The sequence below is a fragment of the Nitrospirota bacterium genome, from assembly GCA_035516965.1.
GTDB lineage: Bacteria > Nitrospirota > UBA9217 > UBA9217 > UBA9217 > MHEA01.
The window spans coordinates 86,089-105,755 of sequence record DATIZR010000093.1 but is presented as its reverse complement, the minus strand read 5'-3'; the positions used below and the strand labels follow the sequence as shown (position 1 = coordinate 105,755).

The window sequence follows — 19,667 nt, the reverse complement described above, 5'->3', positions numbered from 1 at the left end:
TATGGCACAGATGAACGTGGAGCGGTTGAACGAGGCCTTTCAGAACTTTGCCTCGGCCTCGAAGAGCCTGGAGTCCTACTACCAGCAGCTTCAGGAGCGGATCGTGCACCTCACGGGCGAGCTCGAGGTCCGCAACCGGCAGTTGAACGATGCGCTCGCCGATGCGGAGCGGAACAAGGACTATCTCAAGGCCGTCCTCTATAACCTCGAGGAAGCGATCATCGCGGTCGACCCCGAGGGCAGGGTCACGACCATGAACCGGTCCGCGGAAGAGCTCCTGCAGACCAGCCTGGGCGAGGCGATCGGCATGCCCTTCACGTCGCTCCCCTTTACGATGAACGAGGACGCGAACGGCATCTGGCTTGAGGCGGGGAGCAGACGGTACTCCGTCATTCTTTCCCAGTCCGATGTCGTTGACGCGGAGGGATGCCTTCGGGGCCGCGTGATCCTGATCAAGGACATTACACGGATGCGGGAACTGGAGCAGCTTCACGAGCGCAACCAGCGGCTGATCGCGATGGGAGAGATGGCCGCCCGGCTCGTGCACGAGATCCGGAACCCCCTCTGCAGCATCGAGCTTTTTTCGAGCATGATTGAACGGGAGCTGACAGCACCGGAACACCGGGGGCTCGCCCAGGGGATCACGGCCGGCATCGGGAACATCAACAGCATCCTGACGAACATGCTGCTCTTTGCGCGTCCCAACAAGCCCACTCTTTCCCCGATGCGGCTCGACGAGGTCCTCCGGGACAGCGTCGGACTGCTCCAGGCCATGTTCGACTCGCGGAGGGTGCGGCTTTCGCTGGACGCCCCCCCCTGCGAGATGGCCGGCGACCCCGAGCTGCTGAAGCAGGTGTTCCTGAACCTGCTGATCAACGCGGTCCAGGCTATGCCGGATGGCGGCTTCATCGACGCGCGCATCGAGCGGGAGGGAGGCCGGGCTGCCGTCATCATCCGCGACACGGGCGCCGGCATCGCGCCGGAGCACATTGAAAAAATCTTCGATCCGTTCTTTACGACCAAGGATGAGGGCACGGGTCTGGGACTGGCTATCGTCAACACGATCATGCAGGCAAACAACGGCTTCGTCAACGTGAGCAGCGAGCCCGGGGAAGGCAGCACGTTTCGCCTCTCTTTTCCCCTGAACGAAGAGCCGATCTGTCATCGGGACGCCGGAAGAGAAGGAACCGTCGAGCTGGTCGATACCGAACATTCAGAGCAGCTGCCCGAGCCCGATGCCAAATACGGGCTTGCCTATTATTCGTTTTGACGTGAAAAGCGGATTTCGGAATGCGGACCTTTGAAAGGAGCTCTGTCGTGAATGCAACGATTGCAAAACCGGTCTTCGTCGTCGATGATGACGCCCAGATGCGGCTGGCGCTCAGGGAGGCCGTCCAGCGGCTGGGGTACCCCGTCGTGCTCTGCGAGGGGGGCGAAGACGCCCTCGGGAAGCTGAAGAAGGGCGCCTGCTCGCTCATCGTTACAGACATGAAGATGCCGCGCATGGACGGGCTCTCGTTCCTGAAGGAGGTGCGGCGCTGCGTGGGCAATGTGCCAGTGCTCGTGATCACCGGCTTCGGAACCGTAGAGAACGCCGTCGAGGCGATGAAAGAGGGCGCCACCGATTATCTGATGAAGCCCTTTTCCTTCGACACCCTGGGCAAGATGATCGCGGGGATCATAACCAGGACCACGGCGGACAAGGAGCTGCTGACCGGCAGCCGCGAGATGCAGAAGATCATCCGGCTCGCGGGCGATCTCGCGGGCAACGACATCACCGTGCTGATCACGGGCGAGAGCGGCACCGGGAAGGAACTGCTCGCCCGCCACATTCACCGCTCGAGCAGGAGGAAGCAGAATCCCTTCATCGCCGTGAACTGTGCCGCGATCCCCGAGAACCTGCTCGAATCGGAGCTGTTCGGACACGAGAAGGGCGCCTTTACCGGCGCCGTGGAGCGCAAGAAGGGAAAGCTCGAGCTGGCCGACACCGGCACCATCCTGCTGGACGAGATCGGAGAGATGCCCCTGCTGCTCCAGGCAAAGCTGCTCCGCGTGCTGCAGGAGCGCGAGATCGACCGCGTCGGCGGCAGGGAGCCCGTCCGCGTCGACGTGCGTGTGATTGCAACGACGAACCGTGACCTCGCGCAGGAGTGCGCCGGGGGCAGGTTCCGGGAGGACCTGTTCTACCGGCTGAACGTGTTCCCGCTGAAGGTGCCTGCGCTCCGCGAGCGGCCCGAGGACATCGAACTGCTCGCGAACCATTTCATCAAGGCCTGCTCCACCGCGGCAGGCAAGAGCATCGGCGGCTGCGCCGGGGAAGCCCTGGACCTGCTCAAGGGTATGCCCTGGCGCGGGAACGTGCGCGAGCTCGAGAACATCATGCAGCGCGCCGTGTTCCTTTGCGCGGGCGATGCCGTCACGCCCGAACACCTGATGTTCGACCAGGCGGAGCCGAGGGCTGCGGCGAACGGCAAGCTCGCGGACATGGAAAAGGAGATGATCCTGAAAACCCTCAAAGAAGTGAACGGGAACAAGACAATGGCCGCGAAGCTGCTGGGCGTGAGCGTCAGGACGGTACGGAACAAACTGCAGGAATACGGGCAAAAATTGCCGGTAGGGTGAAAAAAATGCCGGAAAGACAATTTGTAACCACAGATGAACACAGGTAAACACGGATCAATAAAACGGGATGTCATTAAGATTTTACGGTATTCATCCGTGTTAGAGGCAGCATCCGGTTTTGGCATGGTAATTGATTCATATATAAAGGAGGCATTTCATGTCCGACAGTATGAAAATCCTCGAGCGCCTGGTGCAGCAGACGGGAATCAGGCATGGCGTGCTTGCATCGAACATCGCCAATGTGGACACGCCCAATTACCGGGCCAGGGACGTCAGCTTCGGCCAGGTCCTGGGCAGCGAAATGCATATGGTGACGACCGACCCCCAGCACCTGCAGGCCGGGGAGTCCGCAGCCGGCGCCGGAGAAGTGCAGGGCGAGGACAGCCGGCCGTGGGCTGACAAGAACAACGTGGAGATGGACCTTGAGGTGGCGAAGATGACGGAGAACGCCATGCTCATGGAGGCTGCGGTCACGCTCCTGACGAAGAAGATACAGATGTATAAGAACGCGATGAAGACCAGTGGTTAGCGGAGCACGGGCCCGGGGCGGGAAGCATGACCCCGCGCAGCGTATTTAAGGAGGCCGGCACATGGATTCTTTCGGAGTGTTTCACGTCAGCGCATCGGCGCTCGCCGCCCAGCGGCAGCGCATGAACGTCATCGCGTCGAACCTGGCGAACGCCCAGTCCACGAGGAGCACCGAGGGCGGACCCTACCGCAGGCAGGACGCCGTCTTCACGACCGAGAACCTTGGCGGGGGTCAGGCAGGGCTCGAAGGCGTGAAGGTGACCGCCATTGTGCGCGACGAGTCCCCTTTCAAGATGATCTACGACCCGGGTCACCCCGACGCGAATGCCGATGGATTTCTGGCAATGCCGAACGTGAACGTCATCGAGGAGATGGTGAACATGATGATGGCGTCGCGGGCGTACGAAGCCTCGGTCTCGGCATTCAACATGTCGAAGGCGATGTTCGCGAAGACGCTGGAGATGGGAAAAGTGTAAAAACCGTTTTTGCCACAGATGAGCTCGGCTAGCAGTGGAGGACAACGCCAGTCCTTTTTCTGAAACCTGTGTGCATCTTTGGTTACACCATGTGTCGAATCTTCAGGAGGTTCTCATGTCTGATCTCAAAATCAATGGTCTCGGACCAGCCCCGGGGCTGCCCGAACTCAAGCCGGCGTCGAAGGACGCGGGGAAGGGGTTCGAAGACATCATGCAGGAGGCGATGGGCAAGCTGAGCCAGGTGCAGACCGACGCCGAAAAGGCCGTCAAGGAGCTCGCCTCGGGCGGCGATCCGACCCAGGCCATCATCTCCATGGAGAAAGCGGACATGAACTTCCAGCTCATGGTGGAGGTCCGGAACAAGCTGCTCTCCGCGTACGAAGAGATCATGCGGATGCAGGTGTAATCAATCAGCTGAGGGGAGGGCGTGGAGCAGAGGCACTGGTCTTTTGCTTCATGCGCCATGCGCTCTGCCCCTTGCGATACCTCGAGGTAAATTATGGCTGAATTGCTGGAACAGGTAAGAACAATGCCCCCGAAGAAAATGATCACGCTGCTCGTGGTGCTTGGGCTGGTGATCACTGCCGGGATCCTTCTGGCGACATGGGTCCAGAAGGCTGACAATCAGCTCTTGTATTCGAACCTGTCCGAAGAGGACGCGGGAGCCATCGCCCAGAAGCTGACGGAAATGCGTGTGCCCTATACCACGACGGCGGGCGGGATCATGGTCCCCGCCGACAAGGTCTATGAGCTCCGGCTCCAGCTGGCCGGGCAGGGTTTGCCCCAGGGCGGCGGCGTCGGCTTCGAGCTGTTCGACAAGACCAGCTTCACCATGACGGATTTCGTGCAGAAGCTGAACTACCGCCGGGCGCTCCAGGGGGAGCTGTCCCGGACCATACGGTCGCTGGCCGAGATCGACCAGAGCCGGGTCCATCTGGTGGTGCCCGAGAAAAGCCTCTTCATGCAGAAGGAGGACCGGCCCAAGGCTTCGGTCCTGATCAAGCTCAAGGCGGGAAAACGGTTGTCCGCGGGACAGGTGCAGGGCATCGTGCACCTCGTCTCGAGCAGTGTCGAAGGCCTTGACGCGCGGGACGTGTCGGTCGTGAACAGCACCGGAGAGATGCTCACGTCCGTGGTTGACGAGAACTTCGCCGCGTCGGGCGGGCAGCTGGAGTACCAGCGGAGCTTCGAAAAGGAGATCGAGACGCGTGTCACGGGCATGCTGGAGCCCGTGGTGGGCAAGGGCAAGATCAAGGCGCGGGCCGCGGCGAGCTTCGATTTCACGAAAGTGGAGAAGACCGAGGAAAAGTACGACCCCGAAAGCCAGGTGGCGAGGAGCGAGCAGCGGAACACGGAGAAGTCCACGAGCGGCACGTCCGGCGGCATACCCGGTACGACGTCGAACCTCCCGGGAAAACAGCAGGCGGCCCAGGCATCGCCGACGACCCAGGGAATGTCGGAAAAGAAGAGCGAGACCATCAATTACGAGGTCAGCAAGACGATCAGCCGCGTCGTGAGCCCGGCGAACGAACTCAAGCGGCTTTCCGTCGTCGTGCTCGTGGACGGCACCTACGCCGCCCAGCAGGGTTCGACGGACAAGAAATACACACCCCGGAGCGAGGAAGAGGTGCGGCAGTTCGAGGACATGGTGAAGAAGGCCGTGGGATACAGCCAGGACCGGGGTGACGAGGTGAAGGTCGTGAACATGCCCTTCGAGGTGGCTCCTCAGGAGGAGATCGCCGAGACCGGCGGCGGTGTGCAGAGCGCCATGCCGATGATCATGACCGGCGCAAAGTTCGCCATTCCCCTCGTCGGCCTTGTCCTCCTCTTTGTCATGGTGATCAAGCCGCTCATGAAAACGCTGACATCGATGCCGGCGCAGAGGCCTGTGCTCGCGCCCCAGATCGCGGCCGAGCAGCAGAAGGCCATCGGAGCGCCCGAGCGATCGTCACAGGAGCAGCTGGTCGCCTGGGCCAAGGCCAATCCCAAAGAAGCCACGAACCTGATCAAGGGATGGCTTGAGGAGAAATAATCATTCGGCACGGTCCCGTGTTGCAGTGCCAAAATTTTACCGCGAAGATCACGAAAGCCACGAAGTTTTAACCCTCTGGCTGTTTTCTCTTTGCTTTTTTCGTGAACGTCGCGTGCTTCGTGGTTAACAGGTGTTGTTTCCGGTTTATCCGGGACAGGAGCTTCCATGCCGTTAAGCGGATATGAAAAAGCAGCCATCTTCCTGAGCACCCTCGGCGAAGACGCGGCGGCCGAGGTGCTGAAGGGTCTCGATGTAAAGGAGATCGGCAGGATTACCATGCAGATGACGAGGCTCAAGACCGTAACCAAGGTCGCGATCGACAACGTGCTGCAGGAGGTCTCCGACACGGTCTCCCGCGGCGACATGCGCGTCGGCGGCGAGGAGTACATCAAGAAGATCCTGTCCAAGGGTCTGGGCGAGGACGGCGCGCAGAAGATCATGGAAATGGCGTCGAAAGAAGGCCCTCTCGATTCGCTGCGGTGGGTGGACGCCAAGACGCTGGTGACCTTCCTGGTGACGGAGCACCCGCAGACCATCGCGCTGATCATCTGCCTGCTCGAACCGGCCCAGGCCGCCGAGGTGCTGTCGGCCCTGCCCGAGACGGTGAAGGCGGACGTGGCCATGCGGATCGCGATGACCGAGCGGATCCCGGAGACCGCGATCGAAGAGCTGAAGGAAGTGCTGAAGGGCCAGCTCGAGATCGGCAAGAGCAAGGGAAAAAAGCTGGGTGGGAGCCGTATGATCGCCGAGATCCTGAACCAGTGCGACCGGGCTACGGAGCAGTCTGTGATCGGCAGGATCGAGGAGCAGAACAACACGCTCGCCGATTCGATCCGGAAGCTCATGTTCGTGTTCGACGACCTCGTGAAGGTCGACGACCGCGGCATCCAGATGATCCTGAAGGAGGCCAGCTCCGAGGAGCTCACGCTTGCGCTCAAGACGGCGTCGGAAGCGCTCAAGGAAAAGATCTTCCGCAACATGTCGCAGCGCGCCGCCCAGATCCTGAAGGAGGACATGCAGACGCGCGGGCCCGTCAAGGTGTCCGATGTGGACAAGGCGCAGCAGAACATCGTGAAGATTGCCAGGCGGCTGGAGGCCGAAGGCAAGATCGTGCTTGCGGGACGTGGCGGCGAGGAAGTGGTTGTCTAGGGTGCCGGCCTCCGGGCCGGAGGAAGGGTGGATCGTGTGAGGGGCAAAAGCGAGGCGGGAGTATTGAACATGGTCACGGTTTTCAGCATGCCGAAGCTGAAGAGCGACTCCTCGATCGGCCACAGCGCCGACCACGTAGAGCGGGAGGCCTACGAGCGCGGGTACGCCATGGGAGAGAAGGCCGGGTTCGAGATGGGGGAGCAGCGGGCGCAGGTGCTCCTCGGCAAGCTGGAGTCGCTGATCGATGAACTGGCGTCGCTGAAGCAGAGGATCGTGAAGGAGGCAGAGCCCCAGTGCGTCGAGCTCGCCGTGGCGCTCGCCCGGAAGATCGTGGTCGCCGAGCTCACGGCGAAGCCCGAGCAGATCGTCACGATGGCGAAGGAGGGCCTCCTGAAGCTGGAGCGCACAGGACAGATCACGATCAAAGTGAACCCTGCCCTGTTCGACTTCTTTTCGAAGCACAAGCCGGACCTGGCGCGTATCCACCCCGACATCGTGTTCGACGCCGACCCGGCCATGACCCGATTCGGCACGGTCGTGATGGGCCCGGTCGAGGATGTGGTGACCGACATCGACGAGCAGCTCAAAAACCTGATCAAGGACATGGCAGACCGCCGCGGGGCTGGTGATACGGCATGATCGACCTTTCTTCCTATATTGGCGCAGTCGCCGAGACCGAGCCGATGAAGGTCTACGGCCGCGTGATCGAGATCACCGGCATCATCATCAAGGCCACGGGCGTCAAGGCGAGCATCGGGGAATCGTGCCGCATCATCTCCGATCATGTCTCCATCGACGCCGAGGTTGTGGGGTTCCGCGACGGCAAGGTGCTGCTCATGGCCGTGGGGGACCTTTCCGACATCCGGCCGGGCAGCAGGGTGCTGCCGGCGGGCAGAAAGGTCTCGATCCGGGTCTCGCCGTCGCTCATCGGCCGCGTCATCAACGACCGGGGCGAGCCGATCGACGGCAAGGGCCCGATCACGGGGATCGACTACCCCCTTTCCTCAACGACCCCGCACCCGCTCAAACGGCGTCGCATCACCGATCCCATCGATCTCGGCATCCGGGCCATCAACGGGCTGCTCACGTGCGGCAAGGGGCAGCGCATCGGGATCATGGCCGGTTCGGGCGTGGGCAAGAGCGTGCTCCTCGGCATGATGGCCCGGTACACGGCCGCCGCGGTGAACGTCATCGCGATGATCGGGGAGCGCGGCCGGGAAGTACGCGAGTTCATCGAAAAGGACCTCGGCGAAGAGGGCATGAAGAAGTCCGTCATCGTCGTTTCGACATCGGAGCAGCCGCCGCTGGCCAAGGTGCGCGGCGCCCTGGCTGCCACGGCCATCGCCGAGTACTTCCGGGACCGGGGCGCGGACGTCCTGCTGCTCATGGACTCCCTCACCCGCGTGGCCATGGCCCAGCGCGAGATCGGGCTTGCCACGGGCGAGCCCCCGACCTCCAAGGGCTACACCCCTTCGGTCTTCGCCTTGCTGCCGCGGCTGCTCGAGCGGGTCGGGACCTCGGAGGGGCCGGGAAGCATCACCGGGCTGTACACCGTCCTCGTGGAGGGCGACGACATGCAGGAGCCGGTGGCGGACTCGGCCCGGGCGATCCTGGACGGGCATATCGTGCTGTCGCGCGAGCTCGCCATGGAGAGCCACTACCCGGCGATCGACGTGCTGCAGAGCATCAGCAGGGTGATGCCCGATATCGTTGATGCGAAGCACAAGGAGCTCGCCTCGCGGTTCGTGGAGACCCTTGCGAACTATAAACGGGTGGAGGACATGATCAACCTCGGCGCATACAAGGCGGGATCGAATCCGAAGGTGGACCACGCCATCTCGATGGTCGACCGGCTGAGGACGTATCTCAGACAAGGCATGAAGGAGCGGCGGGATTTCGGCGACAGCCTCCAGGGGCTGTATTTTCTCTTTGAGAACGCAGAGGGCAGGGTATGACCAGGCACAAAATCCTCTCACGGGTGCTGGAAGTCAAGGAGTTCACAACGGAGCAGCTCGAAGCAGAGGTGAAGAAGGCCCGGGAGCGGCTCGACCACGAGCAGGCGGCCCTGGACGGCTTCGAGCAGCAGCATAGGACGACCTGCGGGGAGTTTACCGACCGGCAGACGCGGGGAATGCTTCCCGTCCGGGAGATGGAGCTCTACTACGTCTATATCAAGCACCTGGGCAAGCAGATCGAGCAGCAGAAGAGGATCGTGGAGATCCGCCGCGAAGACGTGGATGTACGGCAGCAGGCTCTGGTCGAGGCCTATAAGGAGCAGCGCCTCGTCGGCAAGCTGCAAGACCGGATCGCGGGGCACGAGGCCCGGCAGGCAGGCCAGGCGGAACAGAAAGAGCAGGATTATGCGTTCATCTCCCGGAGGGGGGCGCAATGAAGAGAATCGGGGATAGAAGACCGTCGTCAGCGGACGGAAGGCGGAAGATCGAAGATGGACTGAAGACGAACCGCAGAGGTGCCTTGCTGTTTTGTCTTTGTCTGACAGTGGCAGTCTATTTTCCGGTACCCTCCGCATTTGCCGCCGACGACATGCTCCGGATCATCGAGGAGAAGCGAGTCGAGCTGAAGGAGAAGGAAGAGTCCCTGAAGCGGGAAGAGCAGCAGCTCCTCGTCCTGAAAAAGGAAGTGGACGGGAAGATAGAGGCCTATACGAGGCTGCTCGCCCAGGTCGAAGCCGCCCTCAAGCGCGTGGAGCAGATCAAGGGCGAGAAGATCGAGAACGTGGTCAAGGCCTACGAGGTGATGCCTGCCGAGGACGCCGCTCCACGGCTCGCCGCGCTCGATGAAGACACGGCGCTCCTGATCATGACGAGGATGAAGAGCAAGAAGGCCGGCGCCATCATCGCCCTCATGGAGCCCCGCAAGGCGGCAACGCTCACGAAGAGCATGACCGCACTCAGCGTCAAAAATACCAAAGGTCAAAATGCAGACGGCAAAGCACGGGCACAGGAATGAATGCTCAAGGTGATATACCCGACGCCGGCGACGGATGCGAGCTCCCGTAAATCCCCGCGGAACGAACCATGCACGTTTGGACGACATCCCCCATGAACGACCTGCTCCGCGTCACGGAGCTCCCCCTCCGGATCGAACGCCGCGACCAGCTCGGGGACCTGTTCCTCTCCCAGTCGGCGCCCGGCGACGTCGCGGTCATCGGACTTGATGACGACTACCTCACCTTTCTCTCCACCGCGCGGGAGCACGGTATTCGCGGCCCGATCCTGCTGATCGCCGAGGAACCTACCATCGTTACAGGAGACCTGCATCGGTACAACGCCCTGGTCCTGGACCTGAAGCGGATCGGAAGCGCCGAGGTCAGGAACATCGTGCATGTGGTGCTCAAGCTCGCGGCCGAGCGGAACGGCAGGGCGGATGACAACACCTGCGGGGACCCCGGGGACCGGTCGGATGAAGCACCGATCACCGACGTGCTGGCGATCCAGGAGCGGCTCGATCATGTGCAGAAAAAGGCGCTGCCCGTCATTCTCGCGTTCGAGACCCGGCAGGAAGGCGAGGCGGTCACCGCACGGGGCATCTGTACCATCAGGGAAGTGTTGAACGAGGCAGTCGTCCTGCACAAGTTCAAGCAGTCATTGCTGCTCCGCAGTATGAAGAAGGACATGCCGGTCCGCGTGTACTTCACGTACAAACACAGGAACCACGGCTCGAGCGTTTCAGTCCGCCAGGTGGCCGCCGGGGAGCTGACGATATCGGTGCCGGCGAGTCTCTTTATCACGCGGGAGATGCGCATCCAGCCAAACCCGAACAGGCCCGTCGTCCTCTACGTGAACATCCCAAACGAGCCCACCACGCAGTTCAGGGTCATGGACATCAGCACGAGGGGGATCGGATTTCTCTGCAGCCGCGATCTGCCCGTCGACCGCGAGTACAGCATGACGATCATGCTTCCCGATCCCCAGGCCGTCGTCGTGACGAACGGGACCATCCGCTTCAAAAAGGACTGCGGCGACGGCATCCGGTACGGCGCCGAGATCAGGACCCATCCCTGGGACGAAGAAAACCTCGCAAAATACGTGATGAAGCGCGAAGCCGAGATCGTCGGCCTGCTCAGGAACCTGTGAGAGCAGGCGGCCCTTCCGGCGATCCTTCCCTGAAGCCGGCGTTTCCGACCTCATAGAGCATTACATCAAAATGAATCGGGATTCTTCATACCGGGTCAAACCTCCCCGACAGACAACGTGGCCCCGCAGGAGTATATTTTGATGACCAGGTAAAGAATTACCTCTTCGATTCCGATAAGATATCGTGACTGCCGCAGGCGTGGGGGCAGGATCTGCAGCGCTCCCTGCCGGTCACGAATCCCCACAACGGGTGTAAATCTCAATTCATGAGAAGCATTACCCACTTTATATTCCAGAAGATCAAGACCACAAACATGTGGCTGCTGCTCCTGATCGCCGTCATTGCCTCGGAAATCTTTACGGCGCTTATGAACGCCTTTCTTGGGTTGCTGTGGTGGGGAAGCGTTTCCTACGACCTCCTCAAAATAGGCACCATCGATGCATTCGTTGTCCCTTCGCTCGTGGCTCCGCTCCTCTTATCCATGGTCAGGCTCACGGACAGGCTGCTCCAGGATTCGGAGCAGAAATACCGCGCCTTGATGAAAGATGCCGGAGAGGCAATACTGCTGACCGACCTTGACGGGAGAATTGTCGAGGTCAACCGCAGGGCGGAAGAACTGTCCGGTTACACGAAGAACGAGCTGATCGCCATGGAAATCTCGAGGCTCCATCCTGCAGATGAAGCCGAAAAAGCGCTCCGCTCGTTCGCAGAAGCCGTTGCGAGGGGCGGCGTGGTGATAAGCGATGTCCATATATTGAGAAAGGACGCCGCGAAAGTTCCCGTTGAGATAACAGGCACGATAACGATCATTGATTACGGCGGCAAGAAAATATCCCAGGCGATCATCCGCGATGTCACCGAGAGCAGGAAGGCGGAAGCCGAATTAAGGCGACATCATCATCACCTGGAGGAACTGGTAGACGAGCGGACCGCCGAACTGCAGGGGAGCGAAAGAAGCTACCACTCGCTGTTCGAGAACATGCTCGATGGTTTCTCCTACTGCCGCATGCTGTATGACGAGGGCCGGCCACAGGATTTCGTCTATCTCGATGTCAACCCCTCATTCGAGCGGTTGACGGGTTTGAGGAACGTGGTTGGAAAAAAGGTCAGCGAGGTCATCCCCGGAATTAGAGAGGCCCATCCCGACTTGTTCGAGGTCTATGGAAGGGTGGCATTGACCGGCAGGCCTGAGCGGTTCGAGATATACGTTGACGCGCTGGGAAAATGGTTCACGACATCCGTCTACAGTCCCGAGAAAGAACATTTTGTTGCCGTTTTCGACAACATCACCGAGCGCAGGAGCGCGGAAGAGAAATTGCGTGCCAGCGAGGAAATGTTCTCCTCGATCTTTGTCAATATCGGCATCGGCATTGCCCTCATAAATCCACAGATGGAGATCGTTTCCATGAATCCCGTCATGAAAAAGTGGTTTCCCCATGTGGATGACGGCCAACGGCCCATTTGCTACAAAAGCTTCAATGTTCCCCCCGGGAAAGTCGTCTGTTCTTACTGTCCCACCGTGCGTTCTCTCCAGGACGGGAAGATTCATGCCTCGATTACCGAAACGCCGACTCCTGAAGGAATTCGCTACTACAAAGTAATTTCCGCGCCGGTTCTTGCGCCCGACGGGTCCGTTTCGGCCGCTATTGAGGCGGTTGAAGACATCACCGAATTCAAGCGGGCGGAGAACGCCCTCAGCAAGAGCGAAAAACGGTTTAGGTCATTGTTCGAGAACATGGTCGAGGGATTCGCTCACTGCAGAATGGTCTTCGCGAACGGAGAGCCGACCGACTTCATTTATCTCGATGTCAATAAGACGTTCGAAAGCTTAACGGGGTTGACAAGCGTCGTCGGGAAAAAGGTCACGGAGGTGATCCCGGGCATACGCGAAGCCGACCCGAAGCTCTTCGAGATCTATGGAAGGGTCGCACTGACCGGAACGCCCGAACGCTTCGAAATGTTCGTCGCGGCACTTCAGATGTGGTTCTCCATCTCCGTGTATTGCCCCCAGCCGGAACATTTCGTGGCCGTCTTCGACGTGATCACCGGGCGCAAACGGGCGGAGCAGGAGCGCGAGAGAACGATTGATTTCCTTCGCCTGGTGAATGAAAGCACAGGGACGCAGGACCTGATCAGGGCGGCCACGACCTTTTTCCAGCAGCAATCCGGGTGCGAGGCGGTCGGCATCCGGCTGCGTGAAGGTGAGGACTATCCTTACTTCGAGGCCCGGGGATTCCCCGAGGAATTCGTCCTTGCGGAGAGCAGACTCTGCGCACGGGACAGTGCAGACTGCATGATCCGGGACAAAGAAGGCAATCCCATTCTCGAATGCATGTGCGGCAAGGTGATCTGCGGGCGATTCAACCCCTCAAAACCGTTCTTCACGGAGCACGGGAGCTTCTGGAGCAACAACACAACGGAGCTCCTGCGCAGCACCACCGAAGCGGACCGGCAGGCGCGCACGCGCAACCGGTGCAACGGCGAGGGATACGAGTCGGTGGCACTGCTTCCCCTGCGCCTCGGTGATCAGCGATTGGGGCTTCTGCAGTTGAACGACCGACGGACAGGGGCTTTCTCCCGGGAGACGATCAGTGCCTGGGAGAGGCTGGCGGACCAGCTTGCCGTGGCTTTGGCGAAATTCCGCACCGAGGATGCGCTGCGGGAGAGCGAGTCGCGTTTCTCGACGGTTTTTCACAGCAGCCCGATCGGCATCGTGATCTCCCGGCTTTCCGACGGCACGATCTACGATGCGAATGACGCTTTCCTGAGCGTCTATGGGTTTGACCGTCAGGAGGTCATCGGCCATACATCGGTCGAGCTTCAGCAATGGGTCAATGTCGAAGACCGGGCAGCTATGGCGAAAACGCTGCGCGAGCTGGGGCGCGTCCAGAATCTTGAAGCGAAATTCCGCCGAAAGACAGGTGAAACCGGAGACCTGCTCATATCGGCAGAGCGGATCGAGCTTGCGGGCGAAGAGTGCCTTCTGGGGATGTTTGCGGACATTACAGCCCGAAAGCGGATGGAGGCGGAACTCCGGTCGTCCGTTCAGATGTGGAACAACACCTTTGACGCCATCCATGACGCGGTCAGCATCATAGACCAGAACGGAACGATCCAGCGGTGCAACAAGGAAATGATCGAGCTCTTGGACAGGTACCCGCAGGAGATCGTCAGCCATCCCTGCTGGGAAGTGATCCATGGCGCAGATGAACGTATCGACGACTGCCCTTTCCGGAAGATGCTGCGATCCCGCCGCAGGGAGACCTCGGTCCAGCAGATGCTCAGACGCTGGTTCAGCGTCACAGCCGATCCGATCATCGACCAGTCCGGCAGGCTTGTCGGCGGCGTTCATATCATGACGGACGTTACGGAGCACAAGCTCTTCGAGGAACAGCTCAAGGAATCGGAGAATAAATTCAGAAGTCTGGCCGAGCAGTCGCTGGTAGGCACGTACATCATACAGGACGATGCATTCAAGTATGTGAACCCGCGGCTTGGGGAGATGTTCGGTTTCAGTGTTGACGATATCATCGAGCATAAGAGACCCCGGGATCTCGTTGTACCCGAAGACTGGCATATCGTCACGGAGAACATTGAAAAAAGGATCTCCGGCGAGAAGCAGTTCACCAATTATGAATTCAGGGGGCAAAAGGCAACGGGCGAAATCGTCCATATCGAAACGTATGGCTCCCGAGCATTTTATTTTGGCAAACCGGCGATCATCGGGGCGCTCCTCGACATCTCCGAGAAAAAGAAGCTCGAAAGCCAGCTCCGCCAGGCGCAGAAAATGGAGGCCGTCGGCCAGCTCACGGGCGGCATCGCCCATGACTTCAACAACATCCTGTCCGCGATCGTGGGCTATGCTTCATTGCTCCTCATGAGAATGCATGAGAACGACCCTGGCAGGCCTTTTGTCGACCAGATACTCTCCGGAACCGACCGGGCCGCAAGCCTCACCCGGAGCCTGCTGACCTTCAGCAGAAAACAGATAACCAGCCTGGCACCGATCGATATCAATGAGAACATCAGGCGCGTCGAAAAACTGCTCCAGAGGATCATCGGCGAAGACATCGACCTCCGGACCGCGCTGGCACCCGGCCCGGTCATCGTGAATGCCGACTCCGGCCAGATCGAGCAGGTCCTGATGAACCTGGCAACGAATGCCCGCGATGCCATGCAACAGGGGGGTCTCTTGTCCCTGGAAACGGCCGTTGTTGAATCCGATGCCCTCGGCGAAGAGGCAAGGAACGGCAAGGATTCGAAATACGTCGTACTCTCTGTCGCCGACACCGGCGCCGGCATGGACGAGAAGACCAGGGAAAAGATCTTCGAGCCCTTCTTCACCACGAAGGACCTCGGGCGGGGCACCGGGCTCGGCCTTTCGATGGTCTATGGCATCATTAAGCAGCATGGCGGGTTCATCCATTGCTACAGCGAGCCGAGAATGGGCACGACGTTCAAGATCTACCTGCCGCTCCTGGATAGAGCGGACGAGGCCCGCGTGGAGAAGGCAGCCCGACCCCTGGCGGGCGATCATCTGCGGGGGACTGAAACCATTCTTGTTGCGGAAGACGATGAGGCCATGAGGGCGCTCGTGAAAGCGACGCTCTCGGAATTCGGCTACACGGTGATCACGGCCGTCGACGGCAAAGACGCCCTGGAGCGGTTCCTGGAGAACAGGGACAGCATCCGGCTCGTTCTGTGCGACGCGATCATGCCGCGCATGAACGGCGGCGAGGTGATGAACGCGGTCAGGAAGACGGTGCCAGGTACCAGGATTCTGTTCATGAGCGGCTACCCGGCCGATGTCATCAAGCAAAAGGGGCTCCTCGGAGACGGTGCCGAGATGATCCTGAAACCCATTGCTCCGTCCGAACTTCTGAAGAAGGTCCGGGGTGCGTTGGATCGGAGTCCGGGGGAGCAGGCAGGCTGACTGTCCTATCGGGAAGAGATGGCGGGCGGGGCCTGGGGAAAGAGGAGAATGATGCTGATCCTGCGGTTCCGCGGGTCCTCGGGGTCTTCCTGGATGAAAGGGACCGTATCGGCGTAGCCGGCGACCCGGGTCAGGCGGTTGGGGTTCAGGCCGTAGCCTTCGAGCTGCTTCTTTGCCGAGAGCGCCCGTTCGGTGGAAAGCTCCCAGTTGCCGCGCGTCGCTGACGACCGGAAGGCCAGGGAATCGGTGTGGCCCTCCACGGAGACCGGGTTCGGCATGGCCTTGATCTGGTCGCCCAGCACCTGCATGATCCGGGTGGCGAGCGGCGTGGGTTCGGGCGAGCCGAGGTCGAACATGGGTTTGCCCGCCTTGTCCACCAGCTGGATCCGCACCCCCCCCTCGAACACATCGACCATGATCTGGTCCTTGATATCCCCCAGCTTGACCTCAATGGCCTTCTTGATCGACTCCTTGACCTCCTCCTTGCTGCGGGTCTGGAACTTGGCCAGGGCGTCGGCCGAGAGCTTGTCCTGCGATTCGCCGGCCTGATTGAACAGCTCGCTTGATTTCTCCATGAACGACGTGCCGCTGTGCTGGAAGATGCTGAAGCTCTTGAAGTAGTTCGACATGCGCGCGCGCTTCTCGGGCGCGACCATGGTGATCAGCCACAGGAGCAGGAAAAAGGCCATCATGGCCGTCACAAAGTCGGCATAGGCAACCTTCCAGCTCCCGCCGTGTCCTCCTCCGCCGGATACCTTCTTCACCTTTTTAATGATGATCTTGGACTTCTGGTCGCTCATTTTGCCTTGCCCCTGACCTGGTTTTCCAGCTCGCTGAAGGTCGGCTTTTCAACATCCGGGATCGCCCGTCTGCCGAATTCCACCGCCATCTGGGGTGCGGAGCCGCCGACGAACGCCACGAGGGCGACCTTGATGACCTGCAGGAAAAAGCCCTTCTCCTGGGCCTGGTGCTCCAGATTGGCGGCAATGGGGCCGACGAACCCGTAGCACATGAGCACGCCGAGGAACGTGCCGACGAGCGCCGCGCCGATGCTGTGGCCGAGCACGGACGGCGGCTGGTCGATCTTGCCCATGGTGAGCACCACGCCGAGGACCGCCGCCACGATGCCGAGGCCGGGCAGGGCGTCGGCGACGCGCGCGACGCTGTGCGAGGGGATCATTGCCTCATGGTGATGGGTGTCGATCTCGATCTCCATGAGGTTGTCCAGCTCATGGGGAGGCACGTTTGCCGTGACGATCACCTTCAGGTTGTCGCAGATGAAGTTCACCACGTGGTGGTTGGACAGCACGCTGCCGAATTTCTGGAAGATGGGGCTCCGGTCGGGGTTCTCGATGTCTGACTCGACGGAGACCAGCCCTTCCTTCCGGATCTTCGAGAAGAGCTGGTACAGGAGCGACAGGAGTTCGAGGTACTGCCGCTTGGAGTGGCTCTTCCCGCCGACGATGGTCAGGACGTTCTTCGAGACGATGCCGACGATCTTGGACGGAGAGGAAATCAGAAAACCGCCCAGGGCGGCGCCAAAAATGATGACGACCTCGGAGGGCTGGAAGAGAATGTGCAGGTTTCCCCCTTCCATGAGAAAGCCACCGATGACCGCCCCGAGCACGATACCTATTCCGACAATGACGAACATGGCTTATTTGTGCGGACCGCTTCGTCTCTGCTCCGATCCCTCCTGGAGCGTACCTGCCCCCGTCGGGAGCTCGATGATGAACGCGGCGCCTCCTTCTTCAAGATTTTCGGCACGGATGGTCCCTCCGTGCTCGCTCACGATGCCGTGGGATATGGACAGCCCCAGACCGGTCCCCACGCCGACGGGTTTGGTCGTGAAAAAGGGATCGAAGATCCGGGAGATGATGCGCTGCGGGATCCCCGGCCCGTTGTCGGCGATGCGGATGAAAATCCTGCGGTCCGCCCGCTGGTACCGCGTAGTGAACGTGATCCTGCCCCTGTTCCGGCCGGCCCCGACGATTGCCTGCTCCGCATTGAGCAGGATGTTCAGGATGACCTGCTGCAGCTGCTGCGCATCGACGAAAACCGTGGTAAGGGCGTCGTAGTCCTTTACGACCTCGATGCCGCTCGAACGGAGCCAGTAACCCCGCAGTTCGATTGCCCGGTCAACGATGTCGTTGACGGATTCGAGGCTCTTCGCCGGTGTTCGCTGGCGCGAGAAGGTGAGGAGGTTGTCGACGATCTTCTTGCACCGCTCCGCGCTCTCGAGGATCTTGTTCAGGTCCCGCTTGATGCTCTCGTCGGGCACCTTCATCGTGAGCAGCTCGGTGTAGGCGATGGTGCCGGTCAAGGGGTTGTTGATCTCATGAGCGACGCCGGAAACGAGCAGGCCAATGGAGGCAAGCTTGTCCGCGTGGTGCAGCTGGTCCTTGAGCCGTCTGAGCTCGGTGATGTTCTTCATGACCTGGATCGACAGGCTGCGATCCGCCTCCTGGAGGGGGAAGATACTGATCTGGTACGTCTCTTCGCCGATGGCCTTTTCATAGGTACGCGGTTTACCGTCGTGCTCGAGGTCCTTTGTCGAGCACTCGCTCAGGATCTCGGTGCCGAAGAAATCAGAGCACTTTTTCCCCACCACGTCGCGGGGGTGCATCTGAAGAACCGCCGCGAAGGCGCTGTTCACCTTGAGCAGCCGCTGCTGGTCGTCGATGACGAATATATAATCGGTGATGGCATCGAGGATCGCCATCCACTGGACCTGGCTCCGGATTACGAGGTCCAGCTCCTCCGCGCGCCGCCGCTCCCCGTCGCGTCGCGCGAGGGCGCGCCGGGCGGCATCCGGGAAGCCGGCGATGCCCTCAGCGCCGGCGGGCACGCAGTCATCCACGCCGGACTGGATCGCCGCCAGCCTTGCCGCTTCATCATCCGTGCCGGTTATCATGATGAGGACCGTGTTCCGCTGGCCGTCCGCGAGGACGCTCCTCACAAAATCAGGCACGGCCCCGTCACCGCCGAAGAAGAGGACATCGATGTTCTCCCGGTTCACGGCTTCCACTGCCGCGGCCCGCGACGGCGAGAACTGCAGTGCCAGGCCCTTCCCGTGCAGGGCAAAGGCCGCGCTGATGCGGGACCTCTGTTCGGGCCGGTCCTCGACAACGAGGATCTTATGTTCCGTCCTTCCGGGAGACAAAGATGATATCTATCCTCCTGTTGCGCGCCCGGCCCTCGAAGGTCGCGTTTGAGGCGATTGGCCGGTATTCGCCGTACCCCGCCGTGGAAATCCGGTCCTGTGCGCCGGGGTCTTCGCTCAGCAGGGCGGCGAAGGTGCTTGCGGAGCGGGCGGCCGACAGCTCCATGTTCGACGAGTAACGGCTGTTCCGGAGCGGCAGGTTGTCCGTATGCCCCTCGATGACGACCGTCCGGCCCGCCTTCCTGACGGCCGCGGCAACGATCGCGATGATCGGCCGCGCCGATTTTTTGAGCGCCGCCTCGTTGCTCTCGAAGAGCAGCGCGTCCTCGAACGAGACGATGACGCCGCGGTCGTCACGGCTGACGACAACGCCCTCTATTATACCAGATTTCCCGATCTCCTCCCGTAACTCTTTTTCGAGCCGCACATCGGCGTAGACCGGCGGCCTGATGCCATCGATCACCGTCGTGTCGATCGCGTTGCGCTGTTTCGTCTTGAACGCGGACTGCATGGAGCCGGTGAACCGCTCCAGCTTGCCCAGATCGACGTGGCTGATCGCGTAGAGCGTCGTGAAGAAGGCGAACAGGAGCGTGATGAAGTCGGCGTAGGACACGACCCAACGGTCGGGATTGTCATGGTCTTCGGTTTTGCGCTTTCTTCGCATAG

At 60.7% G+C, this 19,667-nt stretch carries 17 protein-coding genes; 13 read left to right on the top strand and 4 right to left on the bottom strand.

What is annotated here, in order from left to right:
* The first annotated feature begins 1 nt into the window (after window position 1).
* From VL197_14385 to VL197_14325, 13 genes are all read left to right on the top strand, one after another.
* Window positions 2–1,270 carry an ATP-binding protein gene (locus tag VL197_14385; GenBank protein HUJ19168.1) on the top strand — a complete coding sequence of 423 codons (1,269 nt, stop codon included), beginning with the start codon at window positions 2–4 and terminating at the stop codon, window positions 1,268–1,270.
* Between the two features lie 47 nt (window positions 1,271–1,317).
* Window positions 1,318–2,622 (top strand): sigma-54 dependent transcriptional regulator, encoded by a 1,305-nt coding sequence (locus VL197_14380; protein HUJ19167.1) that lies wholly within the window; start codon window positions 1,318–1,320, stop codon window positions 2,620–2,622.
* A gap of 157 nt (window positions 2,623–2,779) precedes the next feature.
* Window positions 2,780–3,151: a flagellar basal body rod protein FlgB gene (flgB, locus tag VL197_14375; protein HUJ19166.1), complete on the top strand. Its 372-nt coding sequence runs from the start codon at window positions 2,780–2,782 to the stop codon at window positions 3,149–3,151.
* 61 nt (window positions 3,152–3,212) lie between these two features.
* A complete protein-coding gene (flgC, locus tag VL197_14370) occupies window positions 3,213–3,626 on the top strand; it encodes a flagellar basal body rod protein FlgC (protein ID HUJ19165.1) in 414 nt (137 codons plus the stop codon).
* A 115-nt stretch (window positions 3,627–3,741) separates the two neighbouring features.
* On the top strand, window positions 3,742–4,032 hold the full coding sequence (gene fliE / locus VL197_14365) for a flagellar hook-basal body complex protein FliE (protein ID HUJ19164.1): 291 nt from the start codon (window positions 3,742–3,744) through the stop codon (window positions 4,030–4,032).
* A 93-nt stretch (window positions 4,033–4,125) separates the two neighbouring features.
* Window positions 4,126–5,658, top strand: coding sequence for a flagellar basal-body MS-ring/collar protein FliF (fliF, locus tag VL197_14360; protein ID HUJ19163.1), 1,533 nt, complete (start codon window positions 4,126–4,128; stop codon window positions 5,656–5,658).
* Between the two features lie 165 nt (window positions 5,659–5,823).
* The gene (gene fliG, locus VL197_14355) at window positions 5,824–6,807 is read left to right on the top strand and encodes a flagellar motor switch protein FliG (GenBank protein HUJ19162.1); all 984 of its coding nucleotides are present in this window, start codon (window positions 5,824–5,826) and stop codon (window positions 6,805–6,807) included.
* Between the two features lie 27 nt (window positions 6,808–6,834).
* The gene (locus VL197_14350) at window positions 6,835–7,446 is read left to right on the top strand and encodes a FliH/SctL family protein (protein ID HUJ19161.1); all 612 of its coding nucleotides are present in this window, start codon (window positions 6,835–6,837) and stop codon (window positions 7,444–7,446) included.
* The gene (locus VL197_14345; GenBank protein ID HUJ19160.1) at window positions 7,443–8,762 is read left to right on the top strand and encodes a FliI/YscN family ATPase; all 1,320 of its coding nucleotides are present in this window, start codon (window positions 7,443–7,445) and stop codon (window positions 8,760–8,762) included. Before VL197_14350 ends, VL197_14345 begins: the two co-directional genes overlap by 4 nt.
* A complete protein-coding gene (fliJ, locus tag VL197_14340) occupies window positions 8,759–9,199 on the top strand; it encodes a flagellar export protein FliJ (GenBank protein HUJ19159.1) in 441 nt (146 codons plus the stop codon). Before VL197_14345 ends, fliJ begins: the two co-directional genes overlap by 4 nt.
* Window positions 9,196–9,777: a hypothetical protein gene (locus VL197_14335; GenBank protein ID HUJ19158.1), complete on the top strand. Its 582-nt coding sequence runs from the start codon at window positions 9,196–9,198 to the stop codon at window positions 9,775–9,777. The genes fliJ and VL197_14335 overlap by 4 nt, the downstream gene beginning before the upstream one ends.
* 92 nt (window positions 9,778–9,869) lie before the next feature.
* On the top strand, window positions 9,870–10,904 hold the full coding sequence (locus VL197_14330; protein HUJ19157.1) for a PilZ domain-containing protein: 1,035 nt from the start codon (window positions 9,870–9,872) through the stop codon (window positions 10,902–10,904).
* A 266-nt stretch (window positions 10,905–11,170) separates the two neighbouring features.
* On the top strand, window positions 11,171–15,838 hold the full coding sequence (locus tag VL197_14325; protein HUJ19156.1) for a PAS domain S-box protein: 4,668 nt from the start codon (window positions 11,171–11,173) through the stop codon (window positions 15,836–15,838).
* Window positions 15,839–15,843: 5 nt separating this feature from the next.
* On the opposite strand, the gene VL197_14320 is transcribed toward VL197_14325, so the two are convergent.
* From VL197_14320 to VL197_14305, 4 genes are read right to left on the bottom strand one after another with little or no spacing between them, the layout of a single operon-like run.
* On the bottom strand, window positions 15,844–16,638 hold the full coding sequence (locus tag VL197_14320; GenBank protein ID HUJ19155.1) for a flagellar motor protein MotB: 795 nt from the start codon (window positions 16,636–16,638) through the stop codon (window positions 15,844–15,846).
* A complete protein-coding gene (gene motA / locus VL197_14315) occupies window positions 16,635–17,492 on the bottom strand; it encodes a flagellar motor stator protein MotA (GenBank protein ID HUJ19154.1) in 858 nt (285 codons plus the stop codon). Before motA ends, VL197_14320 begins: the two co-directional genes overlap by 4 nt.
* Before the next feature lie 3 nt (window positions 17,493–17,495).
* Window positions 17,496–19,001: an ATP-binding protein gene (locus VL197_14310; protein HUJ19153.1), complete on the bottom strand. Its 1,506-nt coding sequence runs from the start codon at window positions 18,999–19,001 to the stop codon at window positions 17,496–17,498.
* Entirely contained in the window at window positions 18,976–19,665 is a 690-nt protein-coding gene (locus tag VL197_14305; protein ID HUJ19152.1) for a flagellar motor protein MotB, read from the bottom strand. Before VL197_14305 ends, VL197_14310 begins: the two co-directional genes overlap by 26 nt.
* Window positions 19,666–19,667: the final 2 nt, after the last annotated feature.